The organism is Variovorax sp. V213, assembly GCF_041154455.1.
Classification (GTDB): domain Bacteria; phylum Pseudomonadota; class Gammaproteobacteria; order Burkholderiales; family Burkholderiaceae_C; genus Variovorax.
Genome location: NZ_AP028664.1, coordinates 3,607,957 through 3,625,577, shown reverse-complemented (window position 1 = coordinate 3,625,577; position 17,621 = coordinate 3,607,957). Strand labels below are relative to the sequence as shown.

16 protein-coding genes are annotated in these 17,621 nt (G+C 67.6%); 7 read left to right on the top strand and 9 right to left on the bottom strand.

What is annotated here, in order from left to right:
- Positions 1-18: 18 nt before the first annotated feature.
- The gene (locus ACAM55_RS17265) at positions 19-1,305 is read left to right on the top strand and encodes a M20/M25/M40 family metallo-hydrolase (protein WP_369652718.1); all 1,287 of its coding nucleotides are present in this window, start codon (positions 19-21) and stop codon (positions 1,303-1,305) included.
- Between the two features lie 7 nt (positions 1,306-1,312).
- Positions 1,313-2,215 carry a LysR family transcriptional regulator gene (locus ACAM55_RS17260; protein ID WP_369652717.1) on the top strand — a complete coding sequence of 301 codons (903 nt, stop codon included), beginning with the start codon at positions 1,313-1,315 and terminating at the stop codon, positions 2,213-2,215.
- A gap of 21 nt (positions 2,216-2,236) precedes the next feature.
- Here the strand turns inward: ACAM55_RS17260 and ACAM55_RS17255 are convergent, their stop codons facing one another.
- Positions 2,237-3,457 (bottom strand): D-amino acid dehydrogenase, encoded by a 1,221-nt coding sequence (locus tag ACAM55_RS17255; protein ID WP_369652716.1) that lies wholly within the window; start codon positions 3,455-3,457, stop codon positions 2,237-2,239.
- 217 nt (positions 3,458-3,674) lie between these two features.
- On the opposite strand from ACAM55_RS17255, the gene ACAM55_RS17250 reads away from it, so the two are divergent.
- The 5 genes from ACAM55_RS17250 to ACAM55_RS17230 all read left to right on the top strand — a co-directional run bounded on the left by ACAM55_RS17250 (position 3,675) and on the right by ACAM55_RS17230 (position 7,822).
- Positions 3,675-4,562, top strand: a complete 888-nt coding sequence (locus ACAM55_RS17250; RefSeq protein ID WP_369652715.1) for a transporter substrate-binding domain-containing protein — start codon at positions 3,675-3,677, stop codon at positions 4,560-4,562.
- Positions 4,563-4,673: 111 nt separating this feature from the next.
- Positions 4,674-5,411 (top strand): aspartate/glutamate racemase family protein, encoded by a 738-nt coding sequence (locus ACAM55_RS17245; RefSeq protein WP_369652714.1) that lies wholly within the window; start codon positions 4,674-4,676, stop codon positions 5,409-5,411.
- Positions 5,412-5,537: 126 nt separating this feature from the next.
- Entirely contained in the window at positions 5,538-6,437 is a 900-nt protein-coding gene (locus tag ACAM55_RS17240) for a dienelactone hydrolase family protein (RefSeq protein WP_369652713.1), read from the top strand.
- 99 nt (positions 6,438-6,536) lie between these two features.
- Entirely contained in the window at positions 6,537-7,481 is a 945-nt protein-coding gene (locus tag ACAM55_RS17235; protein WP_369652712.1) for a ZIP family metal transporter, read from the top strand.
- Positions 7,482-7,606: 125 nt separating this feature from the next.
- Positions 7,607-7,822: a hypothetical protein gene (locus tag ACAM55_RS17230; RefSeq protein ID WP_369652711.1), complete on the top strand. Its 216-nt coding sequence runs from the start codon at positions 7,607-7,609 to the stop codon at positions 7,820-7,822.
- Positions 7,823-7,831: 9 nt separating this feature from the next.
- On the opposite strand, the gene ACAM55_RS17225 is transcribed toward ACAM55_RS17230, so the two are convergent.
- Genes ACAM55_RS17225 through ACAM55_RS17190 form a run of 8 tightly spaced genes read right to left on the bottom strand, consistent with a single transcriptional unit; the run spans position 7,832 to position 17,482 of the window.
- Positions 7,832-9,289, bottom strand: a complete 1,458-nt coding sequence (locus ACAM55_RS17225) for an amidohydrolase family protein (protein WP_369652710.1) — start codon at positions 9,287-9,289, stop codon at positions 7,832-7,834.
- A 12-nt stretch (positions 9,290-9,301) separates the two neighbouring features.
- Positions 9,302-10,297, bottom strand: coding sequence for an ABC transporter ATP-binding protein (locus ACAM55_RS17220; RefSeq protein WP_369652709.1), 996 nt, complete (start codon positions 10,295-10,297; stop codon positions 9,302-9,304).
- Positions 10,294-11,319: an ABC transporter ATP-binding protein gene (locus tag ACAM55_RS17215; RefSeq protein ID WP_369652708.1), complete on the bottom strand. Its 1,026-nt coding sequence runs from the start codon at positions 11,317-11,319 to the stop codon at positions 10,294-10,296. The genes ACAM55_RS17220 and ACAM55_RS17215 overlap by 4 nt, the downstream gene beginning before the upstream one ends.
- Before the next feature lie 8 nt (positions 11,320-11,327).
- A complete protein-coding gene (locus tag ACAM55_RS17210; RefSeq protein ID WP_369652707.1) occupies positions 11,328-12,236 on the bottom strand; it encodes an ABC transporter permease in 909 nt (302 codons plus the stop codon).
- A 7-nt stretch (positions 12,237-12,243) separates the two neighbouring features.
- Positions 12,244-13,179, bottom strand: coding sequence for an ABC transporter permease (locus ACAM55_RS17205; protein ID WP_369652706.1), 936 nt, complete (start codon positions 13,177-13,179; stop codon positions 12,244-12,246).
- Positions 13,180-13,200: 21 nt separating this feature from the next.
- The gene (locus ACAM55_RS17200; RefSeq protein ID WP_369652705.1) at positions 13,201-14,778 is read right to left on the bottom strand and encodes an ABC transporter substrate-binding protein; all 1,578 of its coding nucleotides are present in this window, start codon (positions 14,776-14,778) and stop codon (positions 13,201-13,203) included.
- Positions 14,779-14,833: 55 nt separating this feature from the next.
- Positions 14,834-16,285: a M81 family metallopeptidase gene (locus tag ACAM55_RS17195; protein ID WP_369652704.1), complete on the bottom strand. Its 1,452-nt coding sequence runs from the start codon at positions 16,283-16,285 to the stop codon at positions 14,834-14,836.
- Between the two features lie 33 nt (positions 16,286-16,318).
- Positions 16,319-17,482 (bottom strand): NAD(P)/FAD-dependent oxidoreductase, encoded by a 1,164-nt coding sequence (locus ACAM55_RS17190; RefSeq protein WP_369652703.1) that lies wholly within the window; start codon positions 17,480-17,482, stop codon positions 16,319-16,321.
- Positions 17,483-17,621: the final 139 nt, after the last annotated feature.

Sequence of the window (17,621 nt, the reverse complement as noted above, 5' to 3'; positions counted from 1 at the left end):
GAAAGAAGAAGCACGCCCATGAAAATCCAGCCCCGCAAATTCCTCCTCGCCGCCGTCTGCGCCGCATGGCTCGGCACCGCCTTTGCCGCGCCCGATGCCCGCATCGCCGCGCTCGCCGCCAAGGAAAAGCCCGCCCTGCTCGAGACGCTGAAAGAACTGGTCTCCATCGAATCGGGCAGCCGCGATCTCGAAGGGCTCGAAAAAATCTCCGACCTCATCGCCGCCAAGTTCAAGGCCATGGGCGGCGAGGTCGAGCTGATCGACCCGAGCGCCGACGCCTACCGCATGGAAGACACGCCCGAGAAGATCGGCCGCGTTGTGCGCGCCACCTTCAAGGGCACGGGCAAGAAGAAGATCATGCTCATCGCGCACATGGACACGGTCTACACCGTGGGCATGCTCAACAAGCAGCCGTTCCGCGTCGAAGGCGACAAGGCCTATGGCCTGGGCATTGCCGACGACAAGCAGGGCGTCGCGGTCATCACGCACACGGTCGCGATGCTGCAGGCGCTGAAGTTCAAGGACTACGGCACGCTCACGGTGCTGATCAATGGTGACGAGGAAATCAGTTCGCCGGGTTCGCGCACGCTCATCACGCGGCTTGGCGGAGAGCACGACGCGGTGCTGTCGTTCGAGGGCGCTTCGGTCAAGGAAGACAAGCTCTCGCTCGCCACCGCGGGCATTGCCTCGGTCACGCTGAACGTCACGGGCAAGGCCTCGCATGCAGGGTCGGCGCCGGAGCAGGGCGTGAACGCGCTCTACGAGCTCTCGCACCAGATCCTGCAGATGCGCGACCTGTCCGACCCCGCGACCGGTCTCAAGATGAACTGGACCATCTCGCGCTCGGGCAGCAACCGCAACGTGATTCCGGCCAGCGCCACCGCGGGCGCCGACGTGCGCGTGCTCAAGGTGAGCGACTACGACCGCATCGAGCAGCAGGTGCAGGAGCGCGTGAAGAAGCAGCTCGTTCCCGAGGCCAAGGTCGAGATGAAGTTCGAAAGGCGCCGCCCGCCGCTCGAGGCCACCGATGCCTCGCGCGCACTCGCAAAGCATGCGCAGCAGATCTACAGGGACGAGCTCGGCAGGCCGCTGGGCGCCGACGACGCGGTGGCCGGCGGCGGCACCGATGCCGCCTTTGCCGCGCTCAAGACCAAGGCGCCGGTGGTCGAGCGCTTCGGGCTGCAAGGCTTCGGCGCGCACTCGGCCGATGCCGAATACGTGCTGGTCGATTCCATCGAGCCGAGGCTCTATCTTGCAACCCGCATGGTGATGGATCTCTCCCGCAACAAGCTCCCTGGCAACTGACCCGGCCATGCGCCTGCGCCACATCGAGGTCTTCAACGCCATCATGCTCACGGGCAGCGTGAGCGCGGCGGCGCGGCTCATCAACATCACGCAGCCGGCGGTGAGCCGTACCTTGCAGCATGCCGAGCTGCAGTTGGGCTTTCCGCTGTTCCAGCGTGCCAAGGGCCGGCTCACGCCGACCACCGAGGCACTCACGCTGTATCCGCACATCGAGCGGCTGTTTGCGCAGCTCGACGAGGTGCAGCGCCTTGCCGCCAACCTGCGCGCGGGCAGCGACACCGGCGAACTGCGCATCCTGAGCGTGCTCGCGCTGAGCTACGAGGTGCTGCCGCGTGCGCTCAAGGCCTTCCGCGAAAAGCACCCGGGCTATTCGATCACCGTGGAGTCGCTGCACTCTCCGCAGATCATGTCGGCGCTGCTGCTGCAGGAGGCCGACGTGGGTTTTGTCTTCAGCCCCGCGGTGCATCCCTCGCTCACGCAGGAAACGCTGGCCGATACGCGCATGGTGTGCGTCGCGCCCAAGGGAATGCTTTCGCGCGCGCTGGTGCGCAACGGGTCGGTGGCGCTGCACGACCTGGTCGACCGGCCCGTCATCGGGCTCGACAGCCGCGACCCGGTGGGTACCAGCCTGAGCCAGGCCTGCCGCCAGGCGGGCGTGGGCTTCCAGCAGGCGGTGGTCACGGTGCAGACCTATCACGCCGCGCTGTCGATGGCGCACCACGGGCTGGGCGTGGCGCTGGTCGATGGATGCACGGCCCGTTCGGCCGACAGCACCAAGGTCGACGTGCTGGCGCTGGAGCCGCACATTCCGGTGCCGGTGCGCGCGCTGCGTTTTGCGGGAAAGCCCGATTCGGTGGCGGTGCGCGGCATCACGCGCTGCATGCGCGAGGCCATAGAGCAGGCGGTCTGACGCGATCTGTGTGCCGGCCGTTCAGGAGGCCGCGGGCTCCAGGGCTTGTGCAATCCGCCGCGCCGAGCCGAAGGCCAGCGTGAAACCCAGGGCGCCGTGGCCGGTGTTGAACAGCATGTTCGCCGGGGCGCCTGGCAGCCGTCCGATGATCGGCAGCCCCTTGGGCGTGGCTGGGCGCATGCCTGTCCATGGGTGCAGTTCTTGGAGCCGGCTTGCATGCGGAAAGAGGGCACGCGTGGCCGCCGCCAGCGTCTCGATGCGGGTGGCCGGAATGCTCGCATCGTGCCCCACCAGTTCCGCCATGCCGGCCACGCGCAGCCTCGAGCCGATGCGTGCGAACACCACTTTGCGGGCGCTGTCGGTCACGTTCACGCGGGGTGCGGCGCCCGGAGAAGGATCGACCTCCACCGTGATGCTGTAGCCCTTGAGCGGATACACCGGCAGGTAGGCGCCAATGGCGCGCCCCAGCTTGTGCGAGGCCGAGCCCAGCGCCATCACGAAGGCATCGGCCTCGATGTCGCCCGCGCTCGTCGTTACCGCCGCCACGCGGCCTTCGCTGCGGGCGAAGCGGTGCACGTCGGCGCCGAGCAGAAAGCGCACGCCGCGCCCGCTGAGCACGCGCATGAGTTCGGCGCAGACCTTGAGGCAGTCGGCCGCGCATTCGCTCGGCGTGTAGACCCCACCGGCCATCTGGCTGCGATAGCCCGCGAGCGCGGGCTCGATGGCGACGCACTCGTCGGACGACACGATGCGCTGCTCGCTGCCCATGGTGCGCTGGAGTTCGAGCTGCGCGCGCGCGCCTTCGAGCGATGCGGGGGTGGCGTAGAGCACCAGCTTGCCGGTGGCCGAAAAATCGCAGTCCGGCGCGATGTCCGCCTGCATCGCCTCGAATTCGGTCCGGCTCAACGCGGCCAGTGCGAGCAGCTGCGCCGTGGTGTCGTGCGAGGTTTGTGCATTGCAGGCCGCGAGAAAGGCCAGCCCCCAGCGCCACTGCAGCGGATCGAGTTGAGGCCGCAGCTTGAGCGGAGAAGAGGGCGAGAGCAGCAGCTTGGGCAACTGGCGCCAGATCGACGGGTCGGCCAGCGGCTGCACGTACGAGTAGCTGAGCTGTGCGCCGTTACCGCCGCTTGCGCCCGCACCGGGGGCTGCGCGGTCGATCACCGTGACTTGATGGCCCTGGCGTTCGAGTTGCCAGGCGGTGGCCAGGCCCACGATACCGGCACCGAGCACACACACATGCATGAAGGCAACTTTCCGGAAGTGAGGAAGAGAGACAGTTTCGACTGTAGGGGCCCGCCACGCCGGCCGGAAATGCCAAAAGCGCCGTGGCCCATAGCCAAACCGCATGCCCTGCAGCCCATAACCTTTGGGTATGGCCCAGGGTTCAATTGGAATTGTCGGAGTGCGTCACTCCTTCTTACACTGGCCGTTCCGTTCAACCCATCTGAAGAAGGCTCGCATGAAACTCTCCGCATTGATGGCCGCCGCTGCCGTGGTGCTGTTTTCCGCCACCGGCGTCCAGGCCGCCGACACGCTGGCCAAGATTGCCGAGTCCGGCAAGATCACGCTCGCCTACCGCGAGTCGTCGGTGCCCTTCAGCTACCTGGACGGCCCCAACAAGCCGATCGGCTTCTCGGTCGAACTCTCCAACGCCGTGGTCGAGGCAGTGAAGAAGAAGCTCAACAAGCCCAGCCTGCAGGTGCAGCTGATGCCCGTCACCTCGCAGAACCGCATTCCGCTGATCACCAACGGCACCGTGGATCTGGAGTGCGGCTCCACCACCAACAACAGTGCACGCGGCAAGGACGTGGCCTTTGCCGTCAACCATTTCTACACCGGCACGCGGCTGCTGGTGAAGAAGTCTTCCAAGATCAAGAACTACGCCGACCTGGCCAAGAAGACGGTGGCCAGCACCACCGGCACCACCAATGCGCTGGTCATGCGCAAGTACAACACCGAGAAGAATCTCGACATGGACATCGTACTCGGCAAGGACCACGCCGACGCATTCCTGCTGGTGGAAAGCGACCGTGCCCTGGCGTTTGCGATGGACGACATCCTGCTGTATGGCCTCATTGCCAACGCCAAGAACCCGGCCGACTACGAGGTGGTGGGCGAGGCACTCCAGGTCGAGCCCTATGCCTGCATGCTGCCCAAGGACGACCCGGCTTTCAAGAAGCTGGTGGACGACACCTTCATCGGCATGATGAAGAGCGGCGAGTTCGAGAAGCTCTACACCAAGTGGTTCATGTCGCCGATCCCGCCGAAGAACGCGCCGCTGAACCTGCCCATGAGCCAACAGCTCAAGGACAACATCAAGGCCCCTTCGGACAAACCGGCCATCTAAGCTCGCCCCAGGCTGCGCGCACTTCGTATCGCTTCGCCCACCCCCTACCGGGGGCAATACCAGCGGCCCGGCAAAGCCGGTTCCGCGGTATTCCTGAAACAGAGAAAGACCATGGTTTCGACAAACGTAGTTGGCATTCTGGGCGGCATGGGACCTGCGGCGGGGGCCGACTTCGTGCGGCTGTTCGTGCAGGCCTGCGCCCAGCAGATGCGCGCGCGGGGGGAGCCGGTGCGGGACCAGTCTTTTCCGGAGCACTGGCTGGCGCAGGTGCCGGTGCCCGACCGCACGGATGCGCTGAGCTCGGCCGAGAACGGCGCGCACCAGCCGCTCGAACCGATGCTGCAGGCGTTGGGGCGCCTTGCCGCGCTGGGCAGCCAGGCGGTGGCCATTGCCTGCAACACCGCGCATGCCTGGCATGACCGGTTGCAGCAGCGCTTTCCGCAGGTCGAGCTGCTGCACATGGCGCGCGAGGTGGCGCAGCATCTTGCCGCGCAGGGTGCGGGCAACGTGGCGCTGATGGCCACCGAGGGCACCTACCGCGTGCGGCTCTACGAACAGGCGCTGGCCGAGGCGGGGCTCGATTGCCATGTGCCGCTGGCGGAAGAACGCCGCATCATCACGCGCGGCATCTTCGACGGCGTGAAGGCGGGCAACATGCGGCTTGCCGAAGAATGCTTTTCGCACGTGGCGCTGCGGCTCGCGGAACGCCACGGGCCGGTCACCATCATCATGGGCTGTACCGAGGTGCCGCTCGGGCTGCAGGGTTCGGCCGCCGCGGCCGGGCTGAGCCTGGTCGACCCGGCGCAGGTGCTGGCTTCCGCGCTGGCCCGGCGCGCGTATCGCGGCTAGCGCAGCTAGCGCGGCTCGGCGGGCATCAAGCCCTGCCGACGTACGGGCCGGGCTGATTTCGCCTACATTGCGGCGTGCGTTTTGGCGCATGCCCCTTTGTTCGACGATTCAACTGGAGCTCCACCCATGTCCCTTCGCGACGACAGCCGTTCCGATTTCGATTCGCTTCGCCCCGGCGAGAGCACAGAGCAGGGCGCCACGCGCCGCACCGCACTCAAGGCCGCCATCGGTGTGGGCTATGCGGCCGCCGTCATGCCGGTCATGGCGCAGACCGCGATCAGCACCTCGGCCGAAGGCCTGAAGGCCGGGCCGATCAAGTACACCGTCAACGGCTTCGAGGTGCCGGCCTATGCGGCCGCGCCGGCCGGCAAGACCGGGCTGCCCGTGATCCTGGTGATCCAGGAAATCTTCGGCGTGCACGAGTACATCGCCGACACCTGCCGCCGCTTCGCGCAACTGGGCTACCTGGCCATCGCCCCCGAACTCTATGCGCGGCAGGGCGATCCGCGCAGCTACACAGACATCCCGAAGCTGCAGGCCGACATCGTGAGCAAGGTGCCCGATGCCCAGGTGCTGGCAGACCTCGATGGCGCACTTTCGTATGCATCGGCCAATGGCGGCAACGTGGCCAAGGCCGGCATCACCGGCTTCTGCTGGGGCGGTCGCTTCGTGTGGCTCTATGCCGCCACCGGCAAGGTGAAGGCGGGCGTGGCCTGGTACGGGCGGCTGGTCGGCCAGCCCAGCGAACTGACGCCCCGGCACCCCATCGACGTTGCGGCCAACCTGCAGGCCCCGGTGCTCGGCCTCTACGGCGGCAAGGACCAGGGCATCCCCCTTGACACGGTTGATAAGATGAAAGCAGCGTTGGCAAATGGAACCCCGGCTGCCAAGGCTTCGAGCTTCGTCGTGTATCCCGAAGCAGGCCACGCGTTCCATGCCGACTACCGCCCGAGCTATGTAAAGAGCGCGGCCGAAGACGGATGGCAGCGCGCCACCGCCTGGTTCAAAGCCAATGGCGTCGTCTGACGACAGCCTGTAGCCACCCACCGCCGAAGGCCGTCCCAGTGACGGCCTTTCTCTTTTTATGAACGGTATCGGGCATCGATGCCCATCGATATTGCAGCTATGAATTTGATAGTGATCATCCTGGCCACCCTGGTCGCCGGCATCGGAAGCGTGTGGCTGGCCGCCTTGCTCCTGCGCGTGGGCGTGCGCAGCGGATCGGGCGGCGTGAATTCGCAGCACCTGCTCAGCCTGGCCGCGGGCGCGCTGCTCGCCACGGCCTTCATGCACCTGCTGCCCGAAGCCTTCGAGAGCCGCATCGAGCCCGCGATGCTGTTCGGCGTGCTGCTGTTCGGACTGGTGTTCTTCTTCCTGCTCGACAAGGCCGAGCTGTGGCACCACGGACACGAGCATCACCACGGCGACGCGCTGCCGGGACCGATCGGGCAGCAGGCGGCCGCGCATGCGCATGACCACGGTCATGGCCATGCGCACCACGACCACGGCGATCACGGCCACGGCCATGCGCCCCGCGCGGGCGGCGGCTGGGCGGTGCTCACCGGCGACAGCGTGCATTGCTTCGGCGATGGCATCCTCATCGCGTCGGCCTTCATCGCGGACATCCGCCTCGGGCTGGTTGCGGCCGTGGCCGTGCTTGCGCACGAAATCCCTCATCACATCGGCGATCTGGTGGTGCTGCGCCAGAGTTCGGCCAACCAGCGTGCGGCGCTGGTCAAGGTATCGCTGGCCGGCACCATGACCATGCTCGGCGGCATCGTGGGGTGGTGGCTGGTCGATCGGCTGCACGGGCTGTTGCCGTACTTTCTGGTGCTGGCCTCCAGCAGCTTCGTCTATGTGGCGCTGGCCGACCTGATTCCCCAGTTGCAGAAACGACTGCCCGCGCGGCAGACCGCCGCGCAGATCGCATGGCTGATCGTCGGCATTGCACTCGTCACGCTGGTGAGCCGGCTCGCCCACGGCGAGCACGACCATGGCCATGCGGAACACGGCCACGCGGAGCATGGCCAAGCGCACGAAGGCGAGGGCAACCCGGCGCACAAGGACTGACCGGCAGCGAATGGATACTTTCCGAAACCGACGCCGATCAGGGGAATGACGCAAAGCACCCGAAAGAGGTGCACCATTGGGGGTATGACGAATGTCTCGCCCATGCCATCGCCGAGGAACCGATCATGAACAACGTCGACGCCCAGAAGCGTTCTGCTCCGCCATCGACAGAGGATGACGACGACGACTCGCCTGTCGAAGATTTCGAAGAATCGGAATCCGAAGCCACCGACGAGCTGTCGGACGAAACCGGCATCGACCTGACGGATGCCAGTGAACTCGACGCGGACAACGTTCCCGCGGACGAAGAGTTCGACCGGGTGATGAACGCACCCGATTGATCATCCCCGTCAGCCCGCTTCGCGCCTCGTGATCACCTGCCCGTTGCGCGCGCCGCTGTGCGCGCCGTGCCGCCAGGTGACGGCACCGTTCACGATCACCGCATCGATGCCTTCGGCCGGCAAGGTCGGAGTCGCGTAGTTGGCAGTGTCACGCACCGTCGCGGCATTGAAGATGACCACGTCGGCATGATGGCCCGGCTTCAGCGCGCCGCGCTCGTGCAGCCCGAAATTGCGCGCGGTCAGCCCGGTCATCTTCCATACCGCCGTCTCCAGCGGAAAGAGCCCGATGTCGCGGCTGTAGTGGCCCAGCACGCGCGGAAAGGTGCCCCACAGCCGCGGATGCGGCTTCTCGCCGTGCGGAATGCCGTCGGAGCCGATCATGGTGTCTTCGAAGGCGAGGATGCGCTGCACGTCGTCCTCGTCCATCATGAAATAGATCGCGCTGCCGGGTGAAAGCCGCTTCGCGGCTTCTTCGCCGGAGATGCCCCATCCGGCGGCAATGTCCTTCAGGTCGCGGCCCGCGCACTCGGGGTGTGGCACGCTCGACGCGATCAGCACGCGGCCTTCCATCATGCCGCGGTCGGTGCGGATCATGGTGGAGCCCGCCGTGTACGGGTAGCAGTCGAGTCCGATGCACTGGTGCCGCATGGCCTCCTCGATGAAGGGCAGCGTGACCGTGCTCTTGCCGAAGTTCCGTGCGTTCTGCACCTTGTGGTGCGACACCACCACGGGAACGTCGAGCGCCCGGCCTATGTGGAAGGTTTCCTCGAGCGACTCCATCACCCGGTCCGCCTCGTCGCGCATGTGGGTCACGTAGAGCGCCTTGCGCGGCGTGAGCGGACGGCCGACCTCGATGATCTCCTCGGTCGTCGCCTTCACGGCCGGCGGGTAGAAGGTACCGGTCGAAAGGCCGATCGCGCCGGCCTGCATGGCTTCCTCGACCAGCGCCTGCATCGCGGCAATCTCGGTGCCGTTCGCAGGCCGGTCGAGGTCGGACATGACGACGGCGCGCAAGGTCGAATGGCCCACCATCGCGGCCACGTTCACCGACGACGGGCTGGCGCGCAGCGCATCGAGGTACGCCGCGAAGGTCGTGAAGCGGCCCTCTGCCGGCGTGTCGAGCAGGCTGAGCGGCATGGGCAGTTCCATGTCCTGCCGCAGCGGCGCGGCGCTGATGCCGCAGTTTCCCGCAATCACGGTGGTCACGCCCTGCGACACCTTGAACGGCATCTGCGCTTGCGAAAGCACGGCCTGGTCATCGTGCGTGTGCGAGTCGATGAAACCCGGCGCGACGATGCGGCCGGTGGCGTCGAGCGTCTGGTCCGCCGTGTGGCCCGCGAGCCGGCCGATGGCGGCAATGCGGCCCGCGACGATGCCCACGTCGGCTTCGAAGCGTGGCGCCTTGGTGCCGTCGATCACGGTGCCGCCGCGGATCAGCAGGTCGTAGTGGGGTGTCTTGTCGGTCATGTATGAAGCCTTTCAGCGGAAGTGGCAGGCGACCCAGTGGCCGCCGTTCGAAGACGAAGCGCGCTCGCTCAACTCGGGCAGTTTTTCCTTGCACACCGCCTGCGCCATCGGGCAGCGCGTGTGGAAGCGGCAGCCCGATGGCGGATTCGCGGGGCTCGGCGGATCGCCCTGCAGCAGCATGCGGCGCGCCGGAGTGCGCGGGTTCGGCACGGGCACTGCCGAGAGAAGGATCTCCGTGTACGGATGGCGCGGGGCCGAGAACAGCGTGTCGCGATCGGCGATCTCGACGATGTGGCCGAGGTACATCACGGCCACGCGGTGGCTGATGTGGCGCACCACGGCAAGATCGTGCGCCACGAAGAGGTAGGCGATGCCCAGCTCCGCCTGCAGGTCCATCAGCAGGTTCACCACTTGCGCCTGCACCGACACGTCGAGTGCGGACACTGGCTCGTCGCAGACGATCAGCTTGGGGTTGAGCGCCAGCGCGCGCGCAATGCCCAGCCGCTGCCGCTGTCCGCCCGAGAATTCGTGCGGGAACTTCTTCGCCGCCTCGGGCCGCAGGCCGACGCGCGAGAACAGCCACTGCACGCGTTCGCGCCGCTCGGCCGCCGCACCCATGCCGAAGTCGCTGAAGTTGCGCATCGGCTCGGCCACGATCTCGCCGGCCGTGAGGCGCGGGTTGAGCGAGGCATACGGGTCCTGGAAAATGATCTGCAGCTCGCGCCGCCGCAGCCGCATCTCGTTGGCGGAGAGCGTCAGCAGCTCCTCGCCATCGAGCGCCACCGAGCCCGAGGTGGGCTCGATCAGCCGCATCACCGACTTGGCGGTGGTCGTCTTGCCGCAGCCCGATTCGCCCACCAGAGACAGCGTTTCGCCGCGCGCCACCGAGAACGAGACCCCGTCGACCGCCTGGATCGCGGGCCTTGCCGGCCGCAGCCAGCGTTGGGGCGAGATGTAGTGCTTGCGCAGGTCGCGCACCTGGAGCAGCGGAGCGGCGGTTGCGGTCATGCGGTCACCTCCGCATCGGCCCGGTTTTCCTCGACAGCAAAGCAGGCCACCACGTGGTCGCCGCCCTGCAGCGTGAGCTGCGGCGTCTCGGTGCGGCAGCGTTCGCGTGCGTGGCTGCAGCGCGCCGCAAAGGCGCAGCCTCGGCCCAGTTCGTGCGCAGCCGGCACCAGCCCCGGAATCTCGGCCAGCCGCGTGCTCGCCGTGTTCATCGACGGCATCGAGGCCATCAGCGCGCGGGTGTAGGGATGCAGCGGCCGGTCGAACAGGTCGACCACGTCGGCTTCCTCCACCTTGCGTCCCGCATACATCACGACCACGCGGTCGCAGCTCTCGGCCACCACGCCGAGGTCGTGCGTGATCATCACCACGCCCATGCCCAGTTCCTTCTGAAGCCGCTTGATGAGGTCGAGGATCTGCGCCTGGATGGTCACGTCCAGCGCCGTGGTCGGCTCGTCGGCGATCAGCACCTCGGGGTTGCAGGCCAGCGCCAGCGCGATCATCACGCGCTGGCGCATGCCGCCGGAGAGCTGGTGCGGATACTCGTTCACGCGCCGCTCGGGTTCGGGGATCTGCACCACGCGCAGCATCTCGACCGCGCGCTGCAGCGCCTCGGCGCGGCTGGCCTTCTGGTGCAGCTGCACCGTCTCGGCGATCTGCCGGCCCACGGTGAGCACCGGGTTCAGCGAGGTCATCGGCTCCTGGAAGATCATCGAGATGCGGTTGCCGCGGATCTGCCGCATCTCGCGCTCGCCAAGCTGCATCAGGTCGGTGCCGCGCAGGCGCACCGCGCCCATGTGGCGGCCGGGCGGCGTGGGCACCAGCCGCAGGATCGAGAGCGCGGTCACGCTCTTGCCGCAGCCCGATTCACCGACCACGCCGAGCGTGCGGCCGGCGCGCACCGTGTACGAAACGCCATCGACCGAGCGCACCACGCCGGCCAGCGTGTGGAAATGGGTGCGCAGGTTGTCGACTTCGAGCAGGGGCTCGCCGGGCGCGAGCGCGAGGTGGGACATGGGTGCCATGGGAGGCCTCACAGTTGCCGCGCCAGGCGCGGGTCGAGCGCATCGCGCAGGCCGTCGCCCAGCAGGTTGATCGCCAGCACCGTGGCCGCCAGCAGCAGCCCCGGGTACAGGATGATGTGGAACGCCACCGCCACGAAGTTGCGGCCCTCGGCCATCATGTTGCCCCAGCTCGGCGTCTGCGCAGGCACGCCCACGCCGAGGAAGGAGAGCGCCGCTTCCGTCAGCACCGCGGCGGCGGCCACGAAGGTCGATTGCACGATCAAAGGCGCCACCATGTTGGGCAGCACATGGCGCAGCAGGATCACCGGCAGCCGCGTGCCGACCGCGTGCGCGGCTTCCACATACAGCTGCTCGCGCAAGGTGAGCGCGAGCGAGCGCACCAGCCGCACCACGCGCGGAATCTCGGGCACGGTGATGGCGACGATCACCGTCGTGAGGCTGGCGCGCGTCACCGCCATGAGCGCAATGGCCAGCAGGATGCCGGGAATGGCCATGAGCCCGTCCATCACCCGCATCACCGGCCCGTCGGCCCAGCGCACGAAGCCCGCGACGAGGCCGATCAGCACCCCGAAGAAAGTGGCGAGCAGCGCCACAGATGCACCCACGATCATCGACACCTGCCCGCCCCATACCGCGCGGCTGAACACGTCGCGGCCCAGCGCGTCGGTGCCGAACAGGTGCTCGGCCGAGGGCGGCTGCATGCGCGCGAGCGGGTCGATGTCCTGCGGATCGAAGGTGGCGATCCATGGCGCGGCGATGGAGACGGCAGCCACCGCGGCCAGCAGCAACCCGCCGACGATCAGGGTCGGATGCTTGCGCACCCAGCGCCAGCGCGGCGGCGCGAAGGGCGCGTCGTCGGCCGTGGCGGCGGGTGCGATGGGCATCGGGAGTTCGCTTGTCGGAAGTACGCTGGACATGAGGTCGTCAGTACGTGATGCGCGGATCGAAGAGGCGGTAGCTCAGATCGATCAGCAGGTTGATGAGCACGTACACGCCGGCCGACAGCAGCAGTACGCTCTGGATCACCGGGTAGTCGTGGCGCTGCACCGAATCGATCACGAGCCGGCCCACGCCCGGGATGGCGAACACGGTCTCCGTCACCACCACGCCACCGATCAGCAGCGCGATGCCCACACCCACCGTGGTGGCGATGGGAATGGCCGCGTTGCGCAGCGCATGGCCCAGCACCGGCAGCACGCCGAGGCCCTTGGCGCGCGCGGTGCGGATGTAGTCTTCGTGCAGCACCTCCAGCACGGTGGCGCGTGTCATACGGGTGACCAGCGCGATGTACACCAGCGCCAGGTTCACACAGGGCAGCACCAGGCCGCGCAGCCATTGGGCCGGGCTGTCGGAGAAGCGCACGTAGCCCTGCACCGGGAACCACGGCAGCTGGATCGCGAAGGCATAGATCAGCAGGTAGCCGACCAGGAACACGGGCACCGAGAACGCGAGCACCGCGAACAGCATCACGAGCCGGTCGATCCAGCTGCCCGCGCGGTAGGCCGCGAGCGTGCCCAGCGGCACCGCCAGCACCAGCGTGAGCGCCATGGTCAGCACGGCGATCGACACCGTGGGCTCCAGCCGCTGCGAGAGCAATTGCGCCACCGGCACCTGAGTGAAGATCGACGTGCCGAGATCGCCGGTGAAGAGCCTGCCGACCCAGATGGCGAACTGCTGCCACAGCGGCAGGTTCAGGCCCAGGGCGGCGCGCAGCTTCTCGATGTCTTCGACCGAGGCCAGGTCGCCCGCGATCAGCGCCGCGGGGTCGCCCGGCGAAAGGTGGATCAGCAGGAAGACCACCACCGCCACGACGGCCATCACCGGCAGCGTCGAGAGAAATCGCCTGAGGATGTAGCCCATGGTGCTGCCGGGAGGGTGCCGTTACTTGTCGAGCATCCAGACCGTCGGCATGCCGGCCCAGAGCTTGTCCGTGCCCTTGAGGCTGGCGCGGGCGGCAAATGCCGCCGAGTACTGGCCTGCGTTGATGTACGGCACTACTTCGTAGGCGCGGGCCTGGAAGGCGTCGAGTATTTCGCGCCGCTTGGCCGGTGCGGTTTCCTTGAGCCAGGCGTTGCGCAGGTCGTCGAGCGGCTTGTCGCAGGGCCAGCCGGGCAGCGTGTTGCCGCAGGCCGCGCTCAGGTAGGCATTGGTGATGGGGGAGTTGACGTCGAACTCACCGGCCACGGTGACGTACATGTTCCATCCGCCGGCCTCCGGTGCGTCGCGCTTGGCGCGGCGCGCGCCGATGGAGGCCCAGTCCATGGTCTGTGCGTCGACGTTCATGCCGATGCTGCGCATGGTCTGCGCGGCCATCAGCGCTTCGGCATTGAGGTAGGTGACGTCGCTCGGCACCAGGATGGTGACCTTCTCGCCCTTGTAGCCGGCGTCCGCGAGCATCTTCTTGGCCTTGGCCACGTCGGCCTTGCGGTAGGGCTCGGCGCCCGCGGCGGTGTCGTTGGGGCTGCCGCAGATGAAGAAGGTCTGGCAGTAGGCCATGCGCATGTCCAGCGGATAGCCCATGGCCGCGACGATGCGTTCCTGGCTCACGGCCTGCAGCAACGCCTGGCGCACTTTCGGGTTGTTGAAAGGCGGCAACAGGTGGTTCATGACCAGGAAGCCCTGGTAGGTGCCGCCCGAGCCGATCTTCACGCTCGAATCGGTGCGCAGCGGCGCGATGTAGTCCGGCGGCACCTGTTCCACCAGGTCGACCTCGCCGCGCTTGAGTGCGGCAATGGCGCTGTTGGCATCGGGCAGATAGAGCCATTCGACGCGGTCGAAGGTGGTCTTCTTGCTGCCGGCCAGGCCACTGGGCGGTTCGCTGCGCGGCACGTAGCCGGGGTTGCGCACGAACACGGTCTTGTTGCCCGGCACCCATTCGTCGCGCTTGAAGATGAAGGGGCCGGAGCCGATCACTTCGGGCAGCGGCGCGGTCGCGGGCATCTTTGCGAGCCGTTCCGGCAGGATCACCGGCGGAAAGCTCGACGGCTTGGCCAGCCCTTCGAGCACCAGGCCGAAGGGCTCGGTGAGCGTGAGCGTGAAGGTGCGCGCGTCCACCGTCTTCCATTCGGCGCCGCCGGCCACCATGGCGCGGCCGATGCTGTCGCGCGCGGCCCAGCGCTGCAGCGAGGCAATGGCGTCGGCTGAAGTCACGGCGCTGCCGTCCGAGAACTTCAGGCCCGGGCGCAGCGTGAAACTCCACTGCCTGCCGTCCTTGGAGGTGGTGTATTTTTCGGCCATCTGCGGCTGCGGCTTGCCGTTCGCGTCCTGCGCGAAGAGCGTGTCGTACACCATGTAGCCGAAGTTGCGCGAGATGTAGGCGGTGGTGAAGGTCGGGTCGAGGATCTTCAGGTCGGCATGCGCCACCACCTTGAGTGTCTTGGGCGGCGTCTGGGCGAGCGCCGGCAGGCACGCGGCTGAAAGCGCCAGGGTGGCAAGGGCTGCGAGCGTTCGTCGTTTCATCGTCGGTTCTCCGGTGGGGCAATAAGCAGAGAGAGAGAAAGAAGGAGCGCGCGGGTCAGGCGGCAGCGCCGATGGGCCACTTGGGCAGGCGGGCCTTCCGGTAGGGCAGCGTGTTCAGGTCGAGCGTCACCGCACCGGGAGCGCCCGCATAGATCACGTGCCTGGCGACCTTCGAGTAGGAGGCGTAGAAGTGCTGCGACGACTTCACGACGACGATCTTCTTGGCCGCGAGATCGCAGCCCAGCTGCGTGAACAGGTCGGTGCCCATGGCCTGGTTGCGCAGCGTGATCAGCACGATCTCGATGCCGTTGGCCTCGACCAGCGCGCTGTCGCCCATGAGCGTGGGCGTGCCCGCGAGCCCCGTCATCACCAGGTCGTGCCGCAGCGCTTTCACGGTGCAGTCGAGGTCGATCGGGTCGCCCGAGAGCGGGCTGATCTTGCCCCCGATGCGCATCGCGAGCTTGGCGCCCACGCCGGCATCGAAAGCGATGCGCACCGCGATCGGGTCCCACATCGGGCCGATGGCCGCGTTGGCGATGCCGCGCTCGACCATGCGGCGCAGGATGAAGGTGGAGTCGCTGGCGGCGCCGCCGCCGGGGTTGTCGGCGCCGTCGGCCAGCACCACGGGGCCGCCGTCGAAGGCCAGTGCCTGGTCGAGCGAGGCATCGATGTCCGGGTAGTCGATCGCGAGCCCGTCGCGCATGGCGATGACTTCATCGGCGAGCTGGCGGGCCAGCGCATCCGCCTTGGCCTTGTCGCCGTCGGTGTAGACCAGCACCTTGGTGCCCATCTCGGGAACGTCGCCCCAGGAGAAGCCGTGCGTGAGCGAGATCGACAGCACGCCGTCCTTGCCTTCGAGCGACTGCATGCGCTCGACGAAACCGCGCGCCGGCTGGCGCGAGGTGTGGACGGTCACGATCATGTCGCAGTCGACCACCGCGGCCACCGGCTTCACCTTGCCTTCGACCGTGGCGGCGCAGATGTCCACCAGTTCCAGGCCGCGTTCGAGCACGTCGGTGTGCGGATATTCCTTGAACGAGATCATCACGTCGGCGTTGGCGACCATCTCGGGCGTCAGGTGGTTGTGCGGATCGAGCTCGGCGCCAACCACCACGCCGGGTCCGACGATCCGCCGGACGTGCGCAAGCAGGTCGCCTTCGCAGTCGTCGTAGCCGTCGGCCACCATGGCGCCGTGCAGGCCCAGCAGCACCATGTCGACCGGCAGTGCCGCGCGCAGGTCGGCCAGCAGCTCGTCGCGCAGCGTTTCGTAGGCGTGGCGTGTGGTGGTGCCGCTGGGCTGCGCGCCGGCCACCATGCCCTCGAACAGCTCCCAGCCCTTGTCGGCGCCGCGCATGCGCGCGGCCCACAGCGGGCCCGAGAACAGCGTCATCGCGTCCGGGTGCTGGCCGGCCGGAAAGTAGCCCCGGTCCCTGAACGACGCGAGGCCGGTCGGCATGGGGCCGAAGGTGTTGGTTTCGGTGGCAAGGGAGGCACTGAAGACACGCATGGTCGAGATCCTGATGGTTGGTGTTGGTTTCGATCAGCCCGCGGCGGCCGCCGCGCGCAGCCGCTGCGGCCCGAGCATCCCGGCCGTGAGGCCGAAGCCCGCGATGCGTTCGGGCAGCGGCAGCCCGCGTGCCAGTGCGGCACACGCCTCGCCCATGGCCGCGGAAGTCTGGATGCCGTAGCCGCCCTGCGCCGCAACCCAGAAGAAGCCCGGCGCATCCGGATCGAAGCCGCCCACCAGGTCGCCGTCGGCCACGAAGGTACGCAGGCCCGCCCAGGTGCGGGTGGGGCGGCGGATGGCGAGCGTGGTCGCTTCCTCGATGCGATGGATCGCGAAGGCGATGTCCAGCTCCTCGGGCTGCACGTCCTGCGGCTCCACCGGATCGGCGTTGGCCGGCGAGCCGAGCAGCATGCCGGCATCGGGCTTGATGTACCAGCCTTCGTCGGCGCCGAACACCATGGGCCAGTGCGCGACGCTGCTGCCTTCGGGCGGCGCGAAGATGAAGGCGGAGCGTCGGCGCGGCTCGATGCCGATGGGCTGCACGCCCGCCATCTGCGCGATGGTGTCGACCCAGGCCCCCGCGGCATCGAGCACCACCGGCGCTTCGTAGACGGCGCCGCCAGCCGTCACGCGCCAGTGGTCGCCGATGCGTTCGATGGCCGTCACGCCCGCATCGCACACCAGCTTGCCGCCGGCCTGCCGCATGCCGCGCAGATAGCCTTGGTGAATGGCATGCACGTCCATGTCCGCGGCATCGGGTTCGTAGACGGCGCCGGCCACCTGGTCGGGCCGCAGCACGGGGACCATCGCGAGCGCTTCTTCGCCGCTGAGGCGCTTGGCGCCCGTGTTCATGGCACGCAGCACGTCCCAGTGCGCCTCGAGCTCCGGCAGGTGCGCCTTGCTCGCGACCATCATCGCGCCGCGCGGCGTGAGCAGCGGGTGTTCGGAAAAGCCTTCGGGTGGATGCTCGAGAAAGGCGCGGCTCGCCATGGTGAGGGCGCGCACCTGCGCCGTGCCATAGCTTTCCATGAAGAGCGCGGCCGAGCGGCCGGTGGAGTGATAGCCCGGCTGGGCTTCGCGTTCGAGCAGGATCACGCGGGCATGGGGCGCGAGCCAATAGGCCACGGAAGCCCCGGCAATGCCGCCGCCGATCACGAGGTAATCGGCCACCGTGGGCGCTGGAGAGTTGGAGGTCATCGGCGAAAAGTGTAGGTAGAAATTTGCGGATACGCAAATAAAATACGAGCTACCAAGGGGAAACCATGGTGCACTGCATCGGGGAATTTGCGTCAACGCAATTCTCGTATACGCAAATTGCGGGCCTGCGGCGAGCGGG